Origin of the sequence: Jiangella muralis (genome assembly GCF_001270745.1) — a bacterium.
GTDB lineage: Bacteria > Actinomycetota > Actinomycetes > Jiangellales > Jiangellaceae > Jiangella > Jiangella muralis.
Genome location: NZ_LFXL01000038.1, coordinates 1 through 22,130, shown reverse-complemented (window position 1 = coordinate 22,130; position 22,130 = coordinate 1). Strand labels below are relative to the sequence as shown.

General features: G+C 72.5%; 18 protein-coding genes. 5 read left to right on the top strand and 13 right to left on the bottom strand.

All coding sequences use genetic code 11. The annotated features are described in order from the left end of the window. From ACW62_RS26985 to ACW62_RS26965, 5 genes are read left to right on the top strand one after another with little or no spacing between them, the layout of a single operon-like run. Positions 1–1,425, top strand: a complete 1,425-nt coding sequence (locus ACW62_RS26985) for a cytochrome ubiquinol oxidase subunit I (RefSeq protein ID WP_053207224.1) — start codon at positions 1–3, stop codon at positions 1,423–1,425. Next, complete coding sequence (locus ACW62_RS26980) at positions 1,422–2,426, top strand: cytochrome d ubiquinol oxidase subunit II (RefSeq protein WP_053207223.1); 1,005 nt, start codon at positions 1,422–1,424, stop codon at positions 2,424–2,426. Before ACW62_RS26985 ends, ACW62_RS26980 begins: the two co-directional genes overlap by 4 nt. After that, positions 2,423–4,291 carry a glycoside hydrolase family 15 protein gene (locus ACW62_RS35440; protein WP_053207222.1) on the top strand — a complete coding sequence of 623 codons (1,869 nt, stop codon included), beginning with the start codon at positions 2,423–2,425 and terminating at the stop codon, positions 4,289–4,291. The genes ACW62_RS26980 and ACW62_RS35440 overlap by 4 nt, the downstream gene beginning before the upstream one ends. Next, a complete protein-coding gene (locus tag ACW62_RS26970; protein WP_205629636.1) occupies positions 4,288–5,571 on the top strand; it encodes an NAD(P)/FAD-dependent oxidoreductase in 1,284 nt (427 codons plus the stop codon). Before ACW62_RS35440 ends, ACW62_RS26970 begins: the two co-directional genes overlap by 4 nt. Positions 5,572–5,594: 23 nt before the next feature. Continuing rightward, the gene (locus ACW62_RS26965) at positions 5,595–7,148 is read left to right on the top strand and encodes a GMC oxidoreductase (protein ID WP_053207221.1); all 1,554 of its coding nucleotides are present in this window, start codon (positions 5,595–5,597) and stop codon (positions 7,146–7,148) included. A gap of 119 nt (positions 7,149–7,267) precedes the next feature. Here the strand turns inward: ACW62_RS26965 and ACW62_RS26960 are convergent, their stop codons facing one another. The 13 genes from ACW62_RS26960 to ACW62_RS26900 all read right to left on the bottom strand — a co-directional run bounded on the left by ACW62_RS26960 (position 7,268) and on the right by ACW62_RS26900 (position 21,910). After that, entirely contained in the window at positions 7,268–8,866 is a 1,599-nt protein-coding gene (locus ACW62_RS26960; RefSeq protein WP_053207220.1) for an MFS transporter, read from the bottom strand. A 25-nt stretch (positions 8,867–8,891) separates the two neighbouring features. Next, positions 8,892–10,289 (bottom strand): glucose-6-phosphate dehydrogenase, encoded by a 1,398-nt coding sequence (zwf, locus tag ACW62_RS26955; RefSeq protein ID WP_053207219.1) that lies wholly within the window; start codon positions 10,287–10,289, stop codon positions 8,892–8,894. A gap of 20 nt (positions 10,290–10,309) precedes the next feature. After that, positions 10,310–11,695, bottom strand: coding sequence for an NAD(P)/FAD-dependent oxidoreductase (locus ACW62_RS26950; RefSeq protein ID WP_083460216.1), 1,386 nt, complete (start codon positions 11,693–11,695; stop codon positions 10,310–10,312). Positions 11,696–11,783: 88 nt separating this feature from the next. Continuing rightward, a complete protein-coding gene (locus tag ACW62_RS26945) occupies positions 11,784–12,821 on the bottom strand; it encodes a LacI family DNA-binding transcriptional regulator (protein ID WP_240477435.1) in 1,038 nt (345 codons plus the stop codon). A 6-nt stretch (positions 12,822–12,827) separates the two neighbouring features. Continuing rightward, entirely contained in the window at positions 12,828–14,348 is a 1,521-nt protein-coding gene (locus tag ACW62_RS26940; RefSeq protein ID WP_053207217.1) for an acyl CoA:acetate/3-ketoacid CoA transferase, read from the bottom strand. Beyond that, on the bottom strand, positions 14,345–15,094 hold the full coding sequence (locus ACW62_RS26935; protein WP_053207216.1) for an SDR family NAD(P)-dependent oxidoreductase: 750 nt from the start codon (positions 15,092–15,094) through the stop codon (positions 14,345–14,347). Before ACW62_RS26935 ends, ACW62_RS26940 begins: the two co-directional genes overlap by 4 nt. Continuing rightward, on the bottom strand, positions 15,091–16,245 hold the full coding sequence (locus ACW62_RS26930; protein WP_053207215.1) for an acyl-CoA dehydrogenase family protein: 1,155 nt from the start codon (positions 16,243–16,245) through the stop codon (positions 15,091–15,093). The genes ACW62_RS26935 and ACW62_RS26930 overlap by 4 nt, the downstream gene beginning before the upstream one ends. Then, on the bottom strand, positions 16,245–16,673 hold the full coding sequence (locus ACW62_RS26925; protein WP_053207214.1) for a MaoC family dehydratase: 429 nt from the start codon (positions 16,671–16,673) through the stop codon (positions 16,245–16,247). Before ACW62_RS26925 ends, ACW62_RS26930 begins: the two co-directional genes overlap by 1 nt. Then, positions 16,670–17,857: a CaiB/BaiF CoA transferase family protein gene (locus ACW62_RS26920; RefSeq protein WP_053207213.1), complete on the bottom strand. Its 1,188-nt coding sequence runs from the start codon at positions 17,855–17,857 to the stop codon at positions 16,670–16,672. The genes ACW62_RS26925 and ACW62_RS26920 overlap by 4 nt, the downstream gene beginning before the upstream one ends. Before the next feature lie 3 nt (positions 17,858–17,860). Further along, complete coding sequence (locus ACW62_RS26915) at positions 17,861–18,634, bottom strand: enoyl-CoA hydratase/isomerase family protein (protein ID WP_053207212.1); 774 nt, start codon at positions 18,632–18,634, stop codon at positions 17,861–17,863. 20 nt (positions 18,635–18,654) lie between these two features. Beyond that, on the bottom strand, positions 18,655–19,494 hold the full coding sequence (locus ACW62_RS26910) for a carbohydrate ABC transporter permease (RefSeq protein WP_053207211.1): 840 nt from the start codon (positions 19,492–19,494) through the stop codon (positions 18,655–18,657). Beyond that, a complete protein-coding gene (locus ACW62_RS26905) occupies positions 19,491–20,429 on the bottom strand; it encodes a carbohydrate ABC transporter permease (protein WP_083460215.1) in 939 nt (312 codons plus the stop codon). The genes ACW62_RS26910 and ACW62_RS26905 overlap by 4 nt, the downstream gene beginning before the upstream one ends. Positions 20,430–20,449: 20 nt before the next feature. Next, on the bottom strand, positions 20,450–21,910 hold the full coding sequence (locus ACW62_RS26900; RefSeq protein WP_053207209.1) for an ABC transporter substrate-binding protein: 1,461 nt from the start codon (positions 21,908–21,910) through the stop codon (positions 20,450–20,452). Positions 21,911–22,130 lie beyond the last annotated feature (220 nt).

Genomic DNA, 22,130 nt, shown 5'->3' with positions numbered 1-22,130 from the left:
ATGAGCACGCTCGCCGCCACGCTCGCCGCCGTCGACCCCGTCCCGTGGGCGAGGGGGCAGATGGCCTTCACCCTGGCCTTCCACATCATCCTGGTGCCGCTCGGGGTGTCGTGGGCGTTCTTCACCCTGATCGCGAACTACCGGGCGCTCAAGCACGACGACCGCGACGCGCTGCTGCTGGCCCAGCGCTGGTCGAAGTACATGGCGGTGACGTTCGCCGTCGGCGCGGTGACCGGCACCGTCCTGAGCTTCGAGTTCGGCCTGCTCTGGCCCCGGTTCATGGGGCAGTGGGGCGAGGCGTTCGGCATCCCGTTCCTGTTCGAGGGCATCTTCTTCTTCACCGAGGCCATCTTCATCACGATCTACATCTTCGGCTGGCGCCGGCTGCGGCCCTGGACGCACTTCTGGACCGGCGTCCCGATCGTGCTGGCCGGCATCTTCGGCAGCGCCTCCGTCGTCGCCGCGAACGCCTGGATGAACGCGCCGACGGGCTTCACCCTCGACTCGTCCGGCACCATCGTGGACGTCGACCCGTGGCGGGTGATCTTCAACGACGCGATGCCGCTGCAGGCCGCCCACATGATCATCGCCGCCTACATCGTCGGCGGGTTCCTGGTCGCGTCCGTGTACGCGACGGGGATGCTGCGCGGCCGCCGCGACCGCTACCACCGGGTCGGCTTCATCATCGCGTTCTCGGTCGCCGCGGCCATGACGCCGGTGCAACTGGTCGTCGGCGACGCGCTGGCCCGCTGGGTCTACGACAACCAGCCGGCCAAGTTCGCCGCCATCGAACTGGTGCCGGAGACCGCCAGCGACGTGCCCGAGACGCTGCTCGGCCGGCTGAACGACGACGGCACCGTCAGCGGCGGCTTCGCGATCCCGGGACTGGCCTCGTGGCTGTCCGACCCGAGCAGCGGCAGGGACACCGTCGTCCAGGGCCTCGACGCCTTCCCGGCCGACGAGCGGCCCACCACCCGGCAGGTCAACATCGTGCACCTGTCGTGGGACGTCATGGTCGGCCTCGGCACGCTGCTGTTCCTGCTCTCCGTCTGGTACGGGCTCGTCTGGGCGGTCCGCCGCCGGATGCCGCGGAGCAAGTGGTTCCTGCGCGCCGCCGCGGCGTCGGGTGTGCTCGCGGTCATCACGATGGAGGCCGGCTGGGTCGTCACGGAGGTCGGCCGGCAGCCGTGGATCGTCTACGGCCACATGAAGGTCGAGGACGCCGCCACGTCCAACACCGGCGTCTGGATCATGTTCGTCGCGGTCGTGCTGCTCTACACCGCGCTCGGCGTCACGACGGTGCTGGTGCTGCGCGGGATGAGCCGGCGGTGGCGGCGCGGCGACTGCTTCACCGACGACGACGCGCCCTACGGTCCGCGTGCCCCGGCCGGGCGCGCGCCGGACGAGCAGGAGGTGGCGCCGTGAGCACGGCGGTCGCCATCGTGCTGATGGTCGCGATCGTGGCGTACGCGGTCTTCGCCGGCGCCGACTTCGGGGCCGGCTTCTGGGACCTCGTCGCGGGCGGCGCCGGCCGCGGCGCCCGGCCGCGGGCGGTCATCGAGCACTCGATCGGGCCGGTGTGGGAGGCCAACCACGTCTGGCTGATCTTCGTGTTCGCGGTGTTGTGGACGTCGTTCTCGCAGGCCTACGCGTCCATCACGCTGACGTTGTTCGTGCCGCTGGCCATCGCCGCGCTGGGCATCGTGCTGCGCGGCGCCGGCTTCGCGTTCCGGAAGTCGGTGCAGCGGGTGGAGTATCGCCGGGTCTTCGGCGCGGCGTTCGCGCTGTCCTCGGTGATCGTGCCGTACGCGCTGGGCTCGATCGCCGGTGCCATCGCGTCGGGGCGGGTGCCGGCGGGTGGGCGGGCCGGCGATCCGGTGTCCAGCTGGGTCAACCCGACGTCGATCCTGGGCGGCGTGCTGGCGGTCGCGGCCGTCGCCTACCTGGCCGCCGCCTATCTCGTGTGGGACGCGCGGCGGCTGAGCGACGCGGCGATGGCGGCGTACTTCCGCCGCCGCGCGGTGGCCGCCGCGGCCGCCGTCGCCGTCATCGCGGCGGTGGGCGTGTTCGTGCTGCGCGCCGACGCGGAGTACGTGTTCGACGGGTTGACCGGGCGGGCACTGCCGCTGGTGATCCTGAGCGTCGCCTGCGGCATCGGCGCCCTGGTGCTGCTGGTCCGCGACGCCGCGCGCGGCGGCCGGCTGCTCGCCGTCGGCGCGGTCGCGAGCATCGTCGCGGCGTGGGGCGTGGCGCAATGGCCGTACCTGCTGCCCGAGAGCCTGAAGGTGTCCGCGGCCGCCGCGCCGGACGCCACCCTGATCACCGTTCTGGTCGTCGTGGGGCTGGCCGCACTCGTCGTGCTGCCGGGCTTCGTCCTGCTCTACGTCCTGGACCAGCGCGGACTGTTGCCGGAGGAGTCATCATGAGTTTGTCGACATCGCCGTTCCCGCCCATCGCGGACTACGCGTTCCTGTCCGACTGTCACACCGGCGCGCTGGTCGCCCCGGACGGCTCGGTCGACTGGCTGTGCCTGCCCGCGTTCGACGGGCCGAGCGTCTTCGGCAACCTGCTCGACCGTGGCGCCGGCTCGTTCCGGTGGGGCCCCTACGGCATCAACGTGCCGACGGCGCGGTACTACGTCCCCGGTACCAACGTGCTGGAGACGACGTGGCACACGCCCGGCGGGTGGGTCCGCATCCGCGACGCCCTCGTGATGGGCCCGCGGCGTGGCGCCGACATCGTCACCCCGCACACCCGGCCGCCCACCGACGACGACGCCGAGCACCTGCTGGTGCGGACCGCCGAGTGCCTGGACGGCGAGGTCGAGATCGAGGCGGTCTGCGAGGCGGTCTTCGACTACGGGCGCGAGCTCGCCACCTGGACGGTGGTCGACGCCGACGACGGGGCCCACGCGGCCGACGCGGCGGGGACCGGGCAGACCATCCGGCTGAGCACCGACCTGTCGATCGGCATCGAGGGCGGCTCGGCCCGCGCCCGGCACGTGCTTCGGAAGGGCGAGCGGGCGTGGTGCGCACTGTCGTGGAGCCACGACCTGGCGGCGCCCGAGAGCGACGACGACGCCTTCGCGCGCCTGGACCGGACCATCGTGTTCTGGCGCGACTGGCTGGCCCGCGCCCGCATCCCCGACCACCCGCTGCGGCACCCGCTCGAGCGGTCCGCGCTGACCATCAAGGGCCTGACCTACATGCCCACCGGGGCGACCGTGGCCGCACTGACGACGTCGCTGCCGGAGACGCCGGGCGGCGAGCGCAACTGGGACTACCGGTACACGTGGATGCGCGACACCACGTTCACCCTGCAGGCGCTGCACTACCTCAACCTCGACTGGGAGGCCGAGGAGTTCATCCAGTTCGTCGCCGACGTCGAGCCGAGTGCCGACGGCGGCCTGCAGATCATGTACGGCATCGACGGACGGCGCGACCTCACCGAGTCGACCCGCGACGAGCTGTCCGGCTACGAGGGCGCCCGGCCGGTGCGCATCGGCAACGGCGCCTTCGACCAGCGGCAGAACGACGTGTACGGCGCGGTCCTCGACGCGCTGCTGCTGCACACCCGCCGCAGCAAGCACCTGCCGCGGCGGCTGTGGCCGTTGGTGAAGACGCAGGCCGAGGCGGCAGCGGCGGTCTGGCGCGAACCCGACCAGGGCATCTGGGAGGCCCGCGGCAAGCCGCAGCACTACGTGTCGTCCAAGCTCATGTGCTGGGTCGCCATGGACCGCGCCGCCCAGCTGGCGGCCATCCGGGACGACCCCGAGCGGCAGCAGGCATGGGCGGCGACCGCCGAGGAGATCCGTCAGGACATCCTCGACCACGGCGTCAGCGACCGCGGCGTGCTCCGTCAGCACTACGACACCGACGCCCTGGACGCGTCGACGCTGCTCGCACCGCTGTTCGGGTTCCTGCCCGACGACGACGAGCGGATCCGGGCCACCATCGACGCCATCGACGAGGAGCTCACCGAGAACGGCTTCGTGCTGCGATACCGGACCGACGAGACCGACGACGGCCTGGCCGGCAAGGAGGGCACCTTCCTCATCTGCTCGTTCTGGCTGGTGTCGGCGCTGACGGCAGTGCGCGAGATGGACCGGGCGACCGCCCTGATGGAACGCCTGCTCGCCATCGCCTCGCCGCTGGGCCTGTACGCCGAGGAGTACGAGGTCGGCCGCGCCCGGCACCTGGGCAACACCCCGCAGGCGTTCTCGCACCTCGCCCTCATCCAGGCGGCCGGCCGGATCGTCCTGCACGAACGGCTCGCGGAGCTGTCGCTGTGACCGGGCCGGCCGACCGCGTGCTCGTCCTGGGCGGCGGGATGGCCGGCGTCGCCTGTGCCCGCCGGCTGGCCGAGGAGGACGTCGCGGTGACGCTGGTGGACCGCAACGACTACCACCAGTTCCAGCCGCTGCTGTACCAGGTGGCCAGCTCGCAGCTGCCGGCCGAGGACATCGCCCGGCCGCACCGGGCCATCTTCCAGGACGACGCGACGGTCGACGTCGTGACCGCGGAGGTCGCCGAGGTGTGGCTGGCCGACCGCGGCCTCGTCCTGGCCGACGGCCGGACCCTCACCGGGTCGCACGTCGTCGTGGCCGCGGGCGCCCGGCCGAACTTCTTCGGCATCCCGGGCGCCGCCGAGCACGCGTTCCCGCTGTACTCCGTCGCCGACGCGGAGCGGCTGCGGCTGCACCTGCAGGCCCTGCTGCGCGACGCGGCGCCCGGAACCCTCGACGTCGTGGTGGTCGGCGGCGGCCCGACCGGCGTCGAGACCACCGGCGCCCTCGCCGAGCTGACGGACGCCCTGCGCGCGTCCGTGCGGCTGGACCAGCCGGGCCGGATCACCATCGTCGACCGCGGCGACGCCCTGCTCGGCGAGTTCTCCACCCACGCGCAGGAGTACGTCGTCCGCAAGCTGCGCGAGGCGGGCGCCGAGGTGCGGCTGCGCACCGGGGTCGCGGCCGTCCACCCGGACCGCGTCGAGCTCGACGACGGCGGCAGCATCGCGGCCCGGACGGTGGTGTGGGGCGGCGGCGAGCTGGGCTCGTCCGTCGCCGCGAGCGCCGGGCCGGAGCCGGGCCGGGGCGCGCGGCTCGACGTCCGGCCCGACCTCACCCTGGACGGCTACCCGGGCGCCTACGCCGTCGGCGACGCCGCGAACATCCCGTCGGGGGCGTCCGGGACGTGGCCGCAGCTGGGCTCCGTCGCGCAGCAGTCGGGGAAGTGGGCCGCGGAGAACATCCTGCGCGAGCGGCGGGGCGAGCCGGCCCGCCCGTTCCGGTACAAGGACAAGGGCATCATGGCGATGATCGGCCGCAACGCCGCCGTCGCCGAGGTCGGCAAACGTCACCACCAGGTCGAGGGGCCGGTCGCGTTCGCCGCCTGGCTCGGGGTGCACATGATGCTGATGAGCGGCGTGCACAGCAAGACCGACGCGTTCGTGACGTGGGCCTGGGACTACTTCGACCGCGACCGCACGGCCACCATCGAGGCCACCTCGACGCCGCAGCGGATCGCCTGGGGCGACGACCAGGCCGACCGGCCGCACATCACGGTGGACTGATCGATCGACCGGGGGAGGCCGTCATGGCCGACGAATACGACGTCGTCATCGTGGGATCCGGGGCCGGCGGCGGCACGCTGGCGCACCGGCTGGCACCGTCGGGGAAGCGGGTCCTCATCCTGGAGCGGGGCGACTGGCTGCCGCGTGAGGCCGAGAACTGGGACGCGGCCGCCGTCTTCGTCGACAACCGCTACGTGTCGGCCGACACCTGGTACGACGGCGACGGCAAGCCGTTCCAGCCGCAGATCCACTACTACGTGGGCGGCGCGACGAAGTTCTACGGCGCCGCCCTGTACCGGCTGCGCGAGCGCGACTTCGGCGAGCTGCGCCACCACGGCGGCGTCTCGCCGGCCTGGCCGATCGGGTACGACGAGCTGGAGCCGTACTACACCCGGGCCGAGGAGCTGTACCAGGTGCACGGCGCCCGCGGCGAGGACCCGACCGAGCCGCCGTCGACGGCGCCCTACCCGTATCCGCCGGTCTCGCACGAGCCGCGCATCCAGCGGCTCTTCGACGACCTGGACCGGGTGGGGCTGCACCCGTTCCACGCACCCTGCGGGATCATGCTGGACGAGGCCAACCCCGAGCTCAGCACCTGCATCCGCTGCGCCACCTGCGACGGCTTCCCGTGCCTGGTGCACGCGAAGTCCGATGCCGACGTCATCGCCGTCCGGCCGGCGCTGCGACACGCTGGTGTGACGCTGCTGCGCAACGCGGTGGTGCGACGGCTGGAGACCGACGCGTCCGGGCGGACGGTGACGACCGTGGTCGCGGACGTCGCCGGTGCGGAGCAGCGGTTCACCGGGTCGGTGGTGGTCGTCGCCGCCGGCGCGGCGAACACGGCGAAACTGCTGCTGGCCAGCGCGAACGAGCGGCACCCGAACGGGCTGGCGAACGGCTCGGACCAGGTCGGGCGCAACTACCTGTTCCACAACAGCCGGGCGTTCCTGGCGATCTCGACGGAGAAGAACGACACCCGGTTCCAGAAGACCCTCGGTGTCAACGACTACTACTTCGGCGACGCCGACTTCGAGTACCCGATGGGCAACGTGCAGATGGTCGGCAAGTCGTCGGCGCCGATGTACCGCGGGGAGAAGCCGGTGCTGGCCCGGCTGGCGCCGATGTTCACCCTGGACGAGGTGGCCGAGCACGCCGTCGACTTCTGGCTCTCCGCAGAGGACCTGCCGGACCCGGACAACCGCGTCACGCTGAGCCCGTCCGGCGACGTCGCACTGCACTACACGCCGAACAACCGCGAGCCGCTGGAGCAGCTGTACCGGCGGGTCACCGGGCACCTCGGCCACCTGGGGATGCATCCGCACCACCTGGTCCCGCGCGACGTCTACATGAAGAACGACATCCCGGTCGCCGGCTGCGCGCACCAGGCCGGCACCGTCCGGTTCGGGGCCGACGCGGCGACGTCCGTGCTCGACCGCGACTGCCGGGCGCACGAGGTGGACAACCTGTACGTCGTCGACACCAGCTTCTTCCCGAGCATCGGCGCGGTGAACCCGGCGCTGACGGTGATGGCGAACGCCCTGCGGGTCGGCGACCACCTGCTCGCCCGCCTCGCCTAGCGCCCCGACCGCCCGGCCGCGGACCCCCAGTTGATCTTGGAGCAACTGCGGAATCAATCGGACAAACCGGGCCACAGTTCAGCCTTTTCTCCAAGATCAACTTTCGGGTGGGCCGGTGATCATGGGTCGTCGGGCGGCGGGGCCGGGTGGGGGAGTGCGCGGGTGTCCGTCGCGTGGTACTCGGCCAGCAGCCGGACCTCGTCCTCCTTGACCGGGAAGAGCAGGTAGACCAGCACCGACCCGATCACGATCGCGACGATGCCGGCGATGTAGGCCCAGTCGGCGCCGTCGAGGAAGGACTGCGCGGCGGCGGAGGAGATGGCGTCGGCGTACTGCGGGTACTGCTCGGCGGTGGCCTCGGCCGAGCCGAACGACTTCATCAGCTGCGCCTGCACGCTGTCGCTGATGTCCTGCCGGTTGGGGGCGGCGGCAATCGCGGCCGAGACGGCGGACGCGTAGCCGGCGGTGAGCAGCGCGCCGAGGATCGACTGCATGATCGCGCCGCCGAGGTCGCGTTGCAGGTCGGCGGTGCCCGACGCCATACCGGCGCGGCGGACCGGAACCGACCCCGTCAGCGAGTGCGACGCCGGGGTGCCGGCGAACCCGACCCCGGCGCCCACCAGCGCGTAGGCCAGCCCGACCGCCCAGTACGAGGTGTCCTGGTCCCACAGCAGGAGCATCGCGACGAACCCGAGCAGGCAGCAGGCGTAGCCGATCAGCAGCACGACCCGCGACCCGTGCGACTCCACCAGCGCGGCCGACCGCGGCGCCACCAGCACCATGAGAGCGGCCGCGGGCAGGATCGACAGGCCGGCCTCGAACGTCGAGTAGCCGAGCACGTTCTGCAGGAACTGCTGGCCGACGAACATCGCGCCCATCAACGTCCCGAACACGATGATGCCGGCGACCGCGGCCACCCAGAACACCCGCCGGCCGGCGATGTTCAGGTCGTAGAGCGGGTTCGGTGCCCGGCGCTGCCGGAGAACGAACGCGGCGGTCGCGGCCAGCGTGAGGACGGCCAGCCCGACTGAGAGTGCTCCCTTGCCGGGGACCGGCGCGAAGTTGATCGCCAGCACCAGCGACGCGACCAGCACGATCGACAGCACTCCGCCGAGGTTGTCGACGGGGTCGGTGGTCTCGTTGACGTGGCTCGGCACGAACAGCAGCGCGAGCACCAGCGCGACCACCGCGAGCGGCAGCGTCACCAGGAACACCGAGCCCCACCAGAAGTGCTCCAGCAGCCAGCCCGACAACAGCGGGCCGAGCGAGGCGATGGCGCCGCCGATGCCGGACCACAGCGCGATCGCCTTGGTCCGCGCCGGGCCGGCCCACAGGGCCGTGATCAGCGCCAGCGTCGTCGGGTACGCCATGCCGGCGGACACCCCGCCCAGCACCCGCGCGAGCACCAGCACCTCGTCGCTCGGGGCGTAGGCCGCGAGCAGGCAGGCGGGCACGGAGAGCACGACGCCGAGGATCAGCATCAGCTTGCGGCCGTAGCGGTCGCCCAGCCCGCCGAGGTACAGCACCGACGCGGCGAGCCCCAGCGAGTAGCCGACGGCGACGAGGTCCAGCGTGGTCTGCGACGAGCCGAACGCCTTGCCGATGTCGGGCAGCGCGACGTTGGCCACCGCGAGGTTGAGGTTCGCCACCGCCGCGACCAGGATCAGCGCGGCGAGGACCAGCCCGGCCCGCGCGGGCGCGCGGGGCGTCGCGGCCACCGGGACGCCTACGGTCCGGCGGCCGTCACGGCGACACCCACGGCTCCTGCCAGCCACCCTCGCCGGCGGGCAGCGCGTCCGCCGCCGACGGGCCCCACGTGCCCGGTTCGTACGCGTGCACCGGCGGCGGCGCGTCCAGCAGCGGCTGCATGATCCGCCAGGTCTCCTCGACGCCGTCCTGCCGCGCGAACCGGGTCGACTCGCCGCGCATGGCCGCGAGCAGCAGCACCTCGTACGGCGTCGGGCCCTCGCCGCCCTCGGCCGCGAACTCCATGTCCAGGTCGACGGGCGCCGCGCCCTCCTGGTCGGCGCGGCGGGCGTCGAGGACGATCCGGACGCCGGTCGACGGGTCCAGCCGCACGACGATCGCGTCCGAACCCGGGCGGTGGCCGCGCGGCCAGAAGCCCAGCCGCGGCGGGTGCTTGAACACCAGCCGCAGTTCGGTCTGCGTCGCCGCGAGCCGCTTGCCGGTGCGGATGAAGAACGGCACGCCGGACCAGCGCCAGTTCTCGATCTCCAGCCGCAGCGCGGCGTACGTCTCGGTCGTGGAGTCCGCCGCGACGCCGTCGATGCCGAGGTAGCCGTCGTACCGGCCGCGCACGTAGTGGGCCGGGTCGGCGTCGGCGATGGCCCGGAACAGCGCGACCTGCGCCTCCTTGATCGTCCGCACGTCACCGCGCGACGGCGCCTCCATGGCGGCGGCCGCGACCACTTGCATGAGGTGGTTGACGACGACGTCGCGGAGCGCGCCGACGGGGTCGTAGAAGTGGCCGCGGTCCTCGACGCCGAAGCTCTCGGCCATGGTGATCTGCACGCACCGCACGTGGTCGCGGTTCCAGACCGGTTCCAGCATCGAGTTGGCGAAGCGCAGGTACAGGATCTCCTCGATGCCCATCTTCCCGAGGTAGTGGTCGATGCGGTACAGCTGCGACTCGTCGACGTACTGGTGCAGTTCCTCGGCCAGCGCATGCGCGGAGGCGAGGTCGTGGCCGAACGGCTTCTCCACCACGACCCGGGCCGAATCCGTCAGGCCCGCGCCCGACAGCCCTTCGACCACCCGGCCGAACAGGAACGGCGGGATCTCCAGGTAGAAGACCGGCGACTCCGCGCCCTTGATCGCGTCACCGACGCGCCCGTACGTCGCGGCGTCGGCGAAGTCGCCGCTCACGTACGAGAGCCGGGCGGCGAGCCGGTCGAACACCGCCGGGTCCACCCGCTCGCCGGACCCCTCGATCGAGGCCCGGGCCCGCTGCACCAGCCGGTCCACCGTCCAGTCGTTGGCGGCGACCCCGACCACCGGGCACTGCAGCAGCCCGCGGGCCTCCAGCCGGTACAGCGAACGGAACGTCATCACCCTGGCCAGGTCTCCCGTGATCCCGAAGACCACGAGGACATCGGCCGGGCGCGCGGCTGTCGTCGTCATCGCCACCTCCAGCGGGGCGGTCAGCTTCCTCCACCCTCCCGCGGTGCCGTGTCGCCCGCCTCACCCGTTCCGGATGACCCGCGCCGGCTGCGGGCGCCCAGCGTCGCCGCGAGGAAGGCGGCCCGCGGGTGCTGCACCGACAGCAGCGACACGACGTCGCGGCCGTAGAACAGCGCCGCCGCCCAGACGAGGAACACCCGGATCTTGCGCTCCCACGTCGGCACCGCCAGCACGTGGTAGCCGCGGTGCATCAGCCAGGCCGGCAGTCCGGTGATGACGATGCGGCGGTACTGGAAGATGCCCTGGCCCAGGCCGAGCGTGGCGATCGTGCCGAGGCTGTGGTGCACGTACGGCTTCGTCCGGCGCCCGCGCAGGTCGGCGACGATGTTCTTGGCCAGCCGCTTGCCCTGGCGGACGGCGTTCTGCGCGTTCGGCACGACGTGCGCGCCGGGCAGGTCCGACGTCAGGTCCGGGACGGCCGCGTTGTCGCCGGCCGCCCACGCGTCCGGCACCGGCGCGTCGTCGGTGCCGATGCGCAGGTCGGCGCGGACCCGGAACAGCCCCTGCTCGTCCACCGGCAGGTCCGTGTGCCGCGCGACGACCGGGTTGCTCTGGTTGCCGGCGGTCCAGATCAGCAGCTCGTTCTCGTACTCCGAGCCGTCCGACAGCACGATGTGCCCGTCCCGCGCCGACACCAGCTTGGTGCCGAGGTGCACGTGCGCGCCGCGGCCCTCCAGGTGCCGGACGACCCAGGCGCCGGGCTTGTCGGTGACCTCCGGCAGGATGCGGTCGCGCACCTCGACCAGGTGGAACGCGAGGTCGCCGGGGTCGAGCTCCGGGTAGTGCTTCAGCAGCGCGGTGCCCAGCGACAACAGCTCGCCGAAGCCCTCGACGCCGGTGAAGCCGCCGCCGACCACCGTCACCGTCAGCAGCCGCCGCCGGTCCGGGCCGGGCGGCAGCACGGCGGCCCGCTCGAACGCCGTCAGCAGCCGGTCCCGGATCGCGACCGCCTCCTCGACGTGCTTGAGCCCGATCGCCTCGTCGGCGACGCCCGGGATCGGGAACGTGCGCGTGACGGCGCCCGCCGTCACCACGATGACGTCGTAGCCCAGCTCCCGGTCCGGCCCGTCGGCGATGCTGACGGTCGCGGTGCGGTGCTCGTGGTCGATGTCGACGACGCTGCCGGCGATGACGTGGGTGCGGCGCAGGTGCCGCCGCAGCGACACCGCGACGTGCCGCGCCTCGACCGAGCCGGCCGTCACCTCCGGCAGGAACGGCTGGTAGGTCATGTACGGCCGCGGGTCGACGATCGTCACGTGCGCCTCGTGCGGGCGGAGCTTCTTCTCCAGCCGCCACGCGGTGTAGAACCCGGCGTACCCGCCGCCGACGATCAGGATCCTGCGCATCGCTGCCTCCTCGTGCTCTCAACCGGACGACGGCGCAGGGGGTCGTTTCGTGACAGGTTCCGGCCCCGATGTGACCGGCGGAACAGCGTCAGCGTGGCGGGGCGGTGGAGGTGCGGACGACGAGGTCGGCGGGTCGGGTGATGAGGACGGGGTCGGGGGCGGCCTCGGCGGGGGTGAGGACGCGTTTGAGGAGGAGCTCGGTGGCCAGTTCGCCGACCCGGACGGCGTCGGAGTCGATGGTGGTGAGGCCGATGCCGGGCAGCTGGCCCACCGTCACGTTGTCGAACCCGGCGACGGACACGTCGTCCGGGACCCGCAGGCCGAGGTCGGCGCAGGCCATCAGGCCGCCGAGGGCCATGGTGTCGCTGGCGAAGAAGATGCCCGTGGGCGGCGCGGCGACGTCGAGCAGTACGTGCGCCGCCGCCCGGCCGCCCTCGATGGAGGACGGTGCGACCTCGACGGGGAGGCCGGGGAGGTCGGCGGTCTCGAGCGCGAAGCCGCGGGCGCGGTCGGCGAACGGCTTGACGGCGGGCTCGCCGGCGACGTGCGCCAGCCGGCGGTGGCCGAGCGAGCGCAGGTGCCGGGTGGCCGCGCGCCCGCCGGCCAGGCTGTCGACGACGACGGTGTCGGCGACGAGGTCGGGGAGGTCGCGGCTGGCCAGCACGATCTGGATGCCGCGCCGGCGCAGGTAGTCGATGTGGTCGCCCTCGGACCGGACGGCGACGAGCACGACGCCGTCGACGCGGCGGTGCGCCATGGAGCGGATGATGTCCAGTTCGCGGCCGGGGTCGTCGCCGGAGCTGCCGAGGACGAGGGTGTAGCCGGCCGCCTCGGCCGCGGTCTGGATGCTGGCGACGAGGTCGGGGTAGAACTGGCTGCGGATGTCGGCCACCACGAGCCCGAGGGTCGACGTCGCGCTGCGGGAGAGGCCGCGGGCCAGCGGGCTGGGCTGGAAGTCGAGCTCCTCGACGGCGACCCTGATCCGTTCCCGGGTCGACGCCGCCATGGCGTAGCCGTGCGCGCGGTTCAGGTACTTCGAGACGGTCGCCTTGGTGACGCCGGCGCGCTCGGCGACGTCCTTGATGGTCGGCCGCCGGGGGTGCTCCGGCGCGGTGTCATCCTGCATCTGCACCTACTGAAAGTACTCGGGCTCCATCGTCCGGACGTCCTCGACGAGCACGCCGAACGGGATGAGGTCGAGGACGTCGCGGCGCACGTCGACCCCGGGCGCCACCTCCAGCAGCCGCAGCCCGTCCGCCGTCAGGTCGAACACGGCCCGCTCGGTGACGTAGCGGACGCGCTGCCCGCGGGCCACCGACTCGCGCGCGCTGAACGTCACCTGGCCGACGGCGGGGACGAACTTCGCGTGCGCGCCCTCGGCCAGCACCCGCAGCTCACCGCCGCCGACGCGGACGTCCAGCCCGCCGGCGGTGAAGGTGCCGCAGAACACGACGGTGCCGGCGTTCTGGCTGATGTCGACGAACCCGCCGGTCCCGACGACCCGGGACCCGAACTTCGACACGTTGACGTTCCCCGCGGCGTCGACCTGCGCGAACCCGAGGAACGCGATGTCCAGCCCGCCGCCGTCGTAGAAGTCGAACTGGGCCGCCTGGTCCAGGATCGCCTCCGGGTTCGTCGCGACGCCGAAGATCACGCCGCGGGCCGGGATGCCGCCCACCGCGCCCTGCTCGATCGTCGTCGTGAACTCGTCCAGCCGGCCCTCCTCGGCGGCCACCGACGCGATGCCGTCGGCGATCCCGACGCCGAGGTTGACGACGTCGCCGGGCACGATCTCCGACAGCGCCCGCCGCGCCACCACCTTCCGTGCGTCCAGCGGGAACGGCGGCAGCGTGGACGCGGCGGCGCGCAGCTCGCCGGAGAACGCCGGCTCGTACTCGTGCGTCACCACCTGCTTCTGCGCGGGGTGGTGCACGACGACGTCGACGCAGATGCCGGGGACGACGACCAGCCGCGGGTCCAGCGTCCCGGCCTTCGCCACCCGCTTGACCTGCGCGATCACCAGTCCGCCGCGGTTGCGGGTGGCCTGCGCGATGGCCAGCATCTCCAGCCGCGCACCCTCCTGCTCGAAGGACAGGTTGCCGCGCTCGTCGGCGGTGGTGCCGCGGATGAAGCACACGTCGAGGTCGAACGCCGGGTAGAACAGCCACTCCCGCCCCGCCAGCTCGACCACCTCGACCCGGGTCTGCGGGCTGACGTCGTTGAGCCGGCCGGCCTCGACCCGCGGGTCGCAGAACGTGCCCAGCCCGACGTGCGTGACGACTCCGGGCCGGCCGGCGGCGATCTCGCGGAACAGCTGGCTCATCACGCCTTGCGGGAAGTTGTACGCCTCGAACTCGCCGGCGACGGCCATCGCGCTCATCGCCGGCGCCATGCCCCAGTTCCCGGCGACGACGGAGCGCACCAGCCCGCGCTGGGCGAGGTGGTCCATCCCGCCGCCCTCGCGGTCGCCGATGCCGGTGGTGTGGACGAGGTCCAGGTCGCGCGGCGTGCCGGTCGCCCGGAACCGCCGCCCCAGCGCCGCCAGTAGCGCGTCCGGTTCCAGCAGCCCGCCGCCGGACCCGCCGATCGCCAGCGTCTGCCCGTCCTGGACGAGGTCGGCCGCCGCCTCGGCCGTCAGGAACCGGACGGTCACGTCATCACCCCGCCGCCGTTGAGGTGCAGCGTCTGCCCGTGCATCAACTCGGCGCCGGGGCCGGCCAAGAAGACGACGGCCGGCCCGATCTCCTCCGGCGTCCCGAGCCGGGCGGTGACGGAGTCGCGGGTGCGGGCGTCGACCCAGTCCGGCGTCGCGTACGGGCGCACCATCGGGGTGTCGATCGGGCCCGGCGCTATGGCGTTGACGCGCACGCGCGGCCCGACCTCCCTGGCCAGCGCCTTGGTGAAGCCGAGCACCCCGGCCTTCGCGGTGGCGTACGCGACGTAGTCGACGGCGCCCTTGAAGGCCAGCTGCGACGACACGTTGACGATGCGGCCGTGCGTCTCCAGCATCCCGGGCAGCACGTGCCGGGTGACGACGAAGACGCCGTCGAGGTCGACGCCCAGGGTCCGCCGCCAGTCCGCCAGCGACGAGTCGACGATGCGCACCGGCTCCATGAACCCGGCGTTGTTCACCAGGACGGTGATGGTCCCGAGTGAGTGTCCGACGGCCGACACCGCCGCGCCGGCCTGGTCCCACGACGTCACGTCCGCCGCCACCGTCGTCGTACGCACCCCGAACGCGGCCAGCTCGTCCGCCAGCGCGCGGGCGGCCTCCGGCTCGTCGAGGTGGTGGACGGCGACGTCGGCGCCGGCCCGGGCGAGGTCGCGACAGATCGCCGCGCCCAGGGCGCCGGTCGCGCCCGTCACCAGCGCGACCTCGCCGGTCAGCGGCCCGCTCACGCCCCCACCTCCAGGTCGAGGAACGCGGTCAGCGGCTCGCCGCGGGCCTGCATCCGCAGCGCCCGGCGGCCGAGCATGGTCTCGTGGATCTCGCTGGTGCCGTCGAAGATCTGCGTCACCTTGGCGTCGCGGTGCATGCGGTTCACGTCCTCGTCGACGACGACGCCGAGGGCGCCGTGCAGTTGCATGGCCTCGTCGGTGTGCCGGCGGGCGGCGTCGGAGGCGAACAGCTTCGCCATCGACACGACGTCCTGGTCGCCGCCGCCCCCGCGGGCGAACGACTCGGCGGCGCGGCGGGTCAACTCGCAGGCCGCGCGGTAGTCGGCGGCCATGCGGCCCAGCTTGCGCTGGACGACCTGCAGGTCGCCGATCGGCCGCCCGAACGCCTGCCGTGCGTTGGCCCGCGCGAGGCTGGCCAGCAGCGACGCCCGCAGCAGCCCGCACGCGTAGGCGGCGGCGTCGATGCGGGCCATGTTGAGTCCGTCCATCATCCCGGCGAACCCCTCGACGTCGAGCCGGTCGCCGCGCGGCACCCGGACGCCGTCGAAGACCAGCTCGCCGTTGGGCAGGCCGCGGAAACCGGACAGCTCCGGGCCGGGCCGCCCGGACGCTCCGGCGGAGGACATGTCGACGACCAGCGCGACCATCGGCGCGTCCCGCTGCGTGCTCCCGACCTTGGCCAGCACGATCGCGACGTCCGCGACCGGCGCGAAGCCGACCCAGCACTTGTGCCCGGTGAGCCGGTAGTGGTCGCCGTCGGGGACGGCGACGGTGCTCAGCGCTCGGATGTCGGTGCCCGCCTCGGGCTCGGTGATCGCGAACGACCCGTACGCCCGGGCCGACAGGATCGGCGCCACCCAGCGTTCGCGCAGGTGCGGCGGTGCGTACTTGGCCAGCAGGTACGCCGACAGCCGCGCCCCCGCGACGCCCAGCGCGACCGCCGGGCTGGCCGCCGCGATGCGCTCGGTCACCTCGCGGGCGAGGTCCATGCGCGCCACGTCCAGCCCGCCGCCGGGGGAGTGGACGAGGCCCTGCAGGCCCAGCGCCGCCGCGTCGGCCAGCAGGTCCGGGAAGAACGCCGCCTCGGCGTCGATGGCGCGCGCCGACGGCGCGACCCGCGTCTCGACGAAATGGTCGACCTCGGCCAGCATCACGCGGCTCCTTCCGGCGGGTAGCAGTAGAGGACGTGCGTGCCGACGAGGCAGCGCTCGCCGTCCTGCGTGGTCGCGGTCATCGCCGCGAACGCCTTGCGGGCCGGCTCGTCCACGCGGTCGATCACGTAGTCGACGGTGACGGTGTCGCCCAGGAACACCGGGCGGAGGAAGCGCACCCGGTCGTAGCCGTACGACACCGCCGTCACGCCGTGCGCGTCGCACAACCGGGCCGCCGCCGTCGACGTCAGCCCCAGCGTCAGCACGCCGTGCGCGATGCGGCGGCCCTGCGGCCGCGAACGCATGTACTCGTCGTCGACGTGCTGCGGCGCGAAGTCGCCGGTGATGCCGGCGAACAGGCCGACATCGGACTCGGTGACGGTCTTGCGGAACACACTGCGCGCGCCGACCGGCGGGAACCACGTCATCGGGGCACCCCCACGACACCGTCCGCCAGCAGCGCGTCCGCGTCGAGGCCGAGCTCGGCCAGCAGTTCGGCGGTGTGCTCGCCGAGCAGGGGAGCGGGCCGCCGGGCCGGCAGCGCCTCGCCGTCCAGCGTGATCGGGTTGCCGGCCAGCTCGACGGTCCCGGCCACCGGGTGCTTCACCTCGAGCCGGCGCCGGTCCCAGCGCACGTACGGGTCGGTGGTCATCGCGCGGTGGTCGTTGACCGGCGCGCACCACACGCCGGCCGCGTCCAGCGCGGCCAGCACCTCCCGCGCCGGACGGTCCGCGACCAGTGCGCTGACCAGGGCGTTCAGCTCGTCACGGCCGGCCGTCGCGGCCTCCTTGTCCGGGAAACGCTCGACGATCTCCGGCGCGCCCAGCCCGGCGGCCAGCGCCTCCATCGTCGTCAGCGAGATCGCGACGAACCCGTCGGCGGCCGCGTGCACGCCGTAGGGCGCCTCGAGGTACGCGCTGCCCGGCACCGCGGCCGGGCGGCGCGGCGGTTCGCCGGAGTTCAGCGTCGACACCACCTCCTGCACGGTCTGGTGCAGCATCGCGCCGACGAGGTCGACCTCGACGAGGCGGCCGCGGCCGGTGCGAGCGCGGTCCAGCAGCGCCGCCGTCGCGCCGAGGGCCAGCATCGTCGCCGCGTGGACGTCGGCGACGAACGGCCCGGCCGGCGTGGGCGCGTCGGCCGCGGTGCCGGTGAGCCAGAGCGCGCCGGTGCGGGCCTGGGCCAGCAGGTCCTGGCCGGGCTTGCGCGGGTCCGGCACGCCGGCGCCGTAGCCGCTCGCCGTGCAGTAGATGAGTGACGGGTTCACGTCCCGCGCCTGTTCCCACCCGAGGCCGAGCCGGTCCATCACCCCCGGCCGGAAGTTCTGGATCAGCACGTCGGCGGTCCGGATCAGCGCCTCCGCGACGCGCAGCCCGTCCGGGTGCTTGAGGTCGACGGCGAGCGAGCGCTTGTTCCGGTTCATCGCGAGGAACTGCGCGCTGACACCGTTCAGGAACGTGGTGCCGGCCTGCCGGCCGCGTTCGCCGGTGCCCACGACCTCGACCTTGATCACGTCGGCGCCGAGGTCGCCGAGCATCTCGGCGGCCCACGGGCCCTGCATCATGTGGGCGAAGTCGAGAACGCGGACGCCGTCCAGGGGGAGGGTCGTCATGGCTCACTTCCCGTCGAAGACCGGCGTGCGCTTCTCCAGGAAGGCGGCGGTGCCCTCCTGGAGGTCGTGCGTGGGCAACGTCTCCTCGACCAGCGCCGTCAGCGCCCGGCGCACCTTCGGCAGCCCGGTCGTGACCAGCTCCTCGGTGAGGAACCGCTTGGTCTGACGGATCGCGTGCGGCGACGCGGCCCCGATGCGCGCGACCGTGGCGCGCACCTCGTCCTCCAGCCCGTCCGGCGGGACGACCCGGTTGACCAGGCCGAAGCGGCGCGCCTCGGCGGCGTCCAGCACCGGCATCTCGTAGGACAGCTCGCCCGCGAGCTTGCGCCCGCTGACGTGCGCCGCGACCCCGACGGCGACCGTCGGCCAGGCGCCGATGCGGCCTTCCGGCAGGCTGAACGTCGCGTCGTCGGCGGCGATGGCGAGGTCGCTGACCAGCACCAGCTCGCAGCCGCCGCCGAACGCGATGCCGTTGACCGCGGCGATCACCGGGTACGGGTGCGTGACGATCGCCTCGATGGTGGCGTACAGCCCGCCGATGAAGAAGTCCATGCCCTGCTCGGGGGTGGCGTGCTGATGGAAGGTGTTGATGTCGTCGCCGGCGCAGAACGCCCGCCCCGTCCCCGTCAGCACCACCGGGCCGGGCGCCTCGTCCGCCGCCCGGGCCAGGTGGGCGGTGATGGCGTGCCAGCCGGACAGGTCGAGCGCGTTCAGCTTCTCCGGGCGCTCGATCCGGATCCAGGCGGTCCCCTCACGGACCTCGTAACCGACGTACATGCGTCCCCTCTCCCTGCGATCTACTTGATGGCTCCCGCGCCCCAGCCCGCGACCAGGTACTTCTGGACGAACAGGAACGCGATCAGGACGGGCAGATTGATGAGGACGGCGGCGGCCATCAGCAGCGGCCAGTCCTGCAGGCTGGCGTTGTAGAGGTCGTGCAGCGCGATCGGCAGCGTCTTCAGGTCGTCCCGCGTGATCAGCACCCGGGCGAACAGATAGTCCTCCCACGCCAGCAGGAAGGTGAACACCGAGACCGCGATCAGCCCCGGTAGCGCCTGCGGGAACACGACGTACCACGCGCTCTTCACCCGGTTGGCGCCGTCGACGAACGCCGCCTCCTCCAGTTCCCCCGGGATCGCCCGGAAGAACGGCTGCAGCAGCCAGAGGCTGAACGGCACGCCGAACGAGGCGTACGCGAGGATCATGCCGAGGTGGCTGTTGATCAGCCCGGCCTCGCGGAACATCCCGTACAACGGCACGACGATGACGATCGGCGCGAACGTGTACGCGTAGAGGATCGCCGTGCTGAACGCGCGGCTGCCGGGGAACGGGAACCGCGTCAGCCCGTACGCCGCCAGCGCCGACACCACCACCGACAGCACCGTCGCGCCGGTCGCGATGATCAGGCTGTTCTTCGCGTAGGTGAGGAAGTTCGTGGTCTCGAACAGCCGCTGGAAGCCGCCGAAGTCCGGCGCCGTCGTGATGAACCTCGGTGGGTACGAGAACAGCTCCGTCCCCGGCTTCACCGAGGTCAGCGCCATCCAGTAGAACGGGAACCCGTTGATCGCGACCAGCAGCACGATGCCGGTCACCAGGTACCAGCGGACCCGGCTCAGCCGGTGCAGGGCGGTGGTCATGCCGTCTCCTCCCGCTCGCGGTACAGCGTGCGCAGGTACACCGTCGTGAAGATCATCAGCAGCACGAACAGCACCATCGCGACAGCGGCGCCGGACCCCAGCCGGGCTTCGCCGAAGATGCGCTGGAAGGTCAGGACGGGCAGCGTGCGCACCTCGGTCCCCGTCCCGGCGAAGAGATAGACCACGTCGAACTTGGTGAACATGAACATGAAGCGCAGCAGGATCAGCGTGTAGAGCACCGGCTTCAGCTCCGGCAGCACGATGTGCCAGAACCGCCGCCAGGCGCCCGCGCCGTCCACCGTCGCCGCCTCGACCACCGACGGGTCGATGGTCTGCAGCCGGGCCAGCACGCTGATGACGATGAACGGGGTGAACATCCACACCGACACCGCGACCAGCGACCAGAAGATCAGGTTCGGGCTGAGCAGGTTCGGCGGCTCCGACCCGGGCCAGACCTTGTCGATCGCCCACGAGTAGGCGCCGGTCGTGGGGTCGAGCAGCCAGCGGAACACCAGCGCGACCACGATCGACGGCACCATGTACGGCGCCAGCGCGACCAGCCGGACGACGCCGCGGCCGCGGAAGCGCTGGTGCAGCAGCAGCGCGATCAGCACGCCGAGCACCAGCTGCAGGCCCACCGTCAGCCCGGCGTACCAGACCGTGGTGCGGACGCTGTCCCAGAAGTGCGGCGCGCGCAGCAGCGCCACGTAGTTGTCGAACCCGACCGAGCCGAACTTCGGCAGGTAGGCGTGCGCGTCGGTGAAGCTGAGCCGCACCAGGTAGGCGATCGGCGCCGCGATGACGCCGGCCACCAGCAGGAACGCGGGGGAGAGCAGCAGTGCGCCCCAGAACCAGCCGGGCATGCGGCGGCGCGGGCGGGGGCCGTCGGCGCGGGCGCGGGGCGGCGCGGGCGTCGTCGTTCGCGTCAGAGACATCGTCGTTCCCTTCGCGCTGGTCAGTCGTCGTAGAGCGGGGAGAGCAGCTCGTCGGCCCGGGCCTGGGCGTCGGACAGCGCCTCGTCGACGTCCTCGCCGTTCTCGACGACGTCCATGACCATGTCGACGAGGATCTCCGAGCCGTAGAGGTCGCTCACGTACGGCAGCTCCAGGTCCGACCACTGCGTCACCATCAGCGGGTACGCCTGACCGGACTCGAGCATCTGGCGTTGCTGGTCGATCCAGAACCCCCAGTCGCGCACCTCCGGCAGCGCCCGGTACTCGGCGTCGTCGAACGTCGACGACAGCACCGGCAGCAGCTGGGTGGGCACGGAGCCGATCCAGCGCAGGTAGTTCTGCCGCTCGAAGAAGAACTCCAGGAAGTCCGCGGCCGCCTCGGCGTCGGGGGAGTCCTTGAACACCACCCACGGTTCGGCGTCGAGCTGGGTGATCCAGTCGTCACCGGACGGGCCGACCGGCCGGTTCGGCGCGACCTTGATGTCCTCGCCCGGCACGAGGCCGGGCGCCTGGTCCTCGAACGTGTACGTGGCCCGGCCGAAGGAGAAGATCGTCGCGGCCTCGCCCAGCGCCAGCGAGCTGAGGCTGTCGGCGTAGGTCTGCGACGACCACGCCGGCGAGAGTGCCCCGCTGTCGCGCAGCTCGACCCAGTACTCCAGCACCTCACGCATCTCCGGCGTGTCGATGGTGACGTGCCCGTTCTCGTCGAACAGGTGCCCGCCGTTGGAGCCGAGCCAGAGGTACACCTCCTCGTTGACGTTGTGCGCGGCGTCGCCGGCCAGCATCAGGCCGTAGGCGTCGTCGTTCGCCTCGGACACCGCCCGCCACTGCTCGACCGAGTCGTCCCACGTCTCCAGGTCCTCCGGGGTGCCGGCGCCGGGTGCGTTCGCGTACAGGTCGGCGCGGTAGACGACGGAGTCGGTGCCCCACGCGTGCACCACCCCGTAGTCGTGCCCGTCGGGCAGCGCGAACATGTCGCGCAGCTGCGGCAGGTAGTCGTCGCCGAGCCCGTCGACGACGTCGTCCAGCGGCACCAGCAGGTCCTGCGAGTACAGCGTGCGGACGAACATCGGCTCGACCTGGGTGATCTCCGGCAGGTCGCCGGCGGCCAGCGCCGCCTGGAACTTCACCTGCAGGTCACCCCAGCCGACCGACTCCTGGCTGACGGTGACGCCCGGGTTGGCGGCCTCGTAGTCGGCGATGATCTCGTCCATCGCCGCGACCGTCGTCGGCGTCGACTCGGTGTGCCAGACGGTGATCTCGACCCGGCCGTCGGCGGCGGTCGAGTCGTCGCCGCAGCCGGTCAGCACCAGCGCCAGTACCAGGGTCGACGCCGCGGTGGCAGCGGCGGCGGCCCGGGTTCGGGCGCGGGCCGGGGTTCGTCCCCGGGTTCGGAGCCAGGCGGCGGCGCGGGTTCTGGTGCGGGCCGTGACCCGGGTGGTGCGTCGGCCCTTCTCGCGCATGTGGCCTCCCTTGGCGACATGTTGCGGTGTGGGTAGGACGGATGGAAACCGGTATCCGGAGATGATGGACACCGGTTTCCATCCTGTCAACACCTCGTGATGACGTACCCAGGTCACGGCGGCGAGCGCTTTCCCGTCCCCCGGCCACCCCGCCGACGTTGATCTTGGAGTTTTCGCGGTATCTACCGGGGCGGCGTCCAGCGGTGTAAGCAACGGTTCA

Bases quoted from the DNA above. Each gene is read 5' to 3' on its own strand.
- ACW62_RS26985 (WP_053207224.1), top strand. From the start codon at position 1: ATGAGCACGCTCGCCGCCACGCTCGCCGCCGTCGACCCCGTCCCGTGG.
- ACW62_RS35440 (WP_053207222.1), top strand. From the start codon at position 2,423: ATGAGTTTGTCGACATCGCCGTTCCCGCCCATCGCGGACTACGCGTTC.
- ACW62_RS26965 (WP_053207221.1), top strand. From the start codon at position 5,595: ATGGCCGACGAATACGACGTCGTCATCGTGGGATCCGGGGCCGGCGGC.
- zwf (WP_053207219.1), bottom strand. From the start codon at position 10,289: ATGACGACGACAGCCGCGCGCCCGGCCGATGTCCTCGTGGTCTTCGGG.
- ACW62_RS26950 (WP_083460216.1), bottom strand. From the start codon at position 11,695: ATGCGCAGGATCCTGATCGTCGGCGGCGGGTACGCCGGGTTCTACACC.
- ACW62_RS26945 (WP_240477435.1), bottom strand. From the start codon at position 12,821: ATGCAGGATGACACCGCGCCGGAGCACCCCCGGCGGCCGACCATCAAG.
- ACW62_RS26930 (WP_053207215.1), bottom strand. From the start codon at position 16,245: ATGCTGGCCGAGGTCGACCATTTCGTCGAGACGCGGGTCGCGCCGTCG.
- ACW62_RS26925 (WP_053207214.1), bottom strand. From the start codon at position 16,673: ATGACGTGGTTCCCGCCGGTCGGCGCGCGCAGTGTGTTCCGCAAGACC.
- ACW62_RS26920 (WP_053207213.1), bottom strand. From the start codon at position 17,857: ATGACGACCCTCCCCCTGGACGGCGTCCGCGTTCTCGACTTCGCCCAC.
- ACW62_RS26915 (WP_053207212.1), bottom strand. From the start codon at position 18,634: ATGTACGTCGGTTACGAGGTCCGTGAGGGGACCGCCTGGATCCGGATC.
- ACW62_RS26910 (WP_053207211.1), bottom strand. From the start codon at position 19,494: ATGACCACCGCCCTGCACCGGCTGAGCCGGGTCCGCTGGTACCTGGTG.
- ACW62_RS26905 (WP_083460215.1), bottom strand. From the start codon at position 20,429: ATGTCTCTGACGCGAACGACGACGCCCGCGCCGCCCCGCGCCCGCGCC.
- ACW62_RS26900 (WP_053207209.1), bottom strand. From the start codon at position 21,910: ATGCGCGAGAAGGGCCGACGCACCACCCGGGTCACGGCCCGCACCAGA.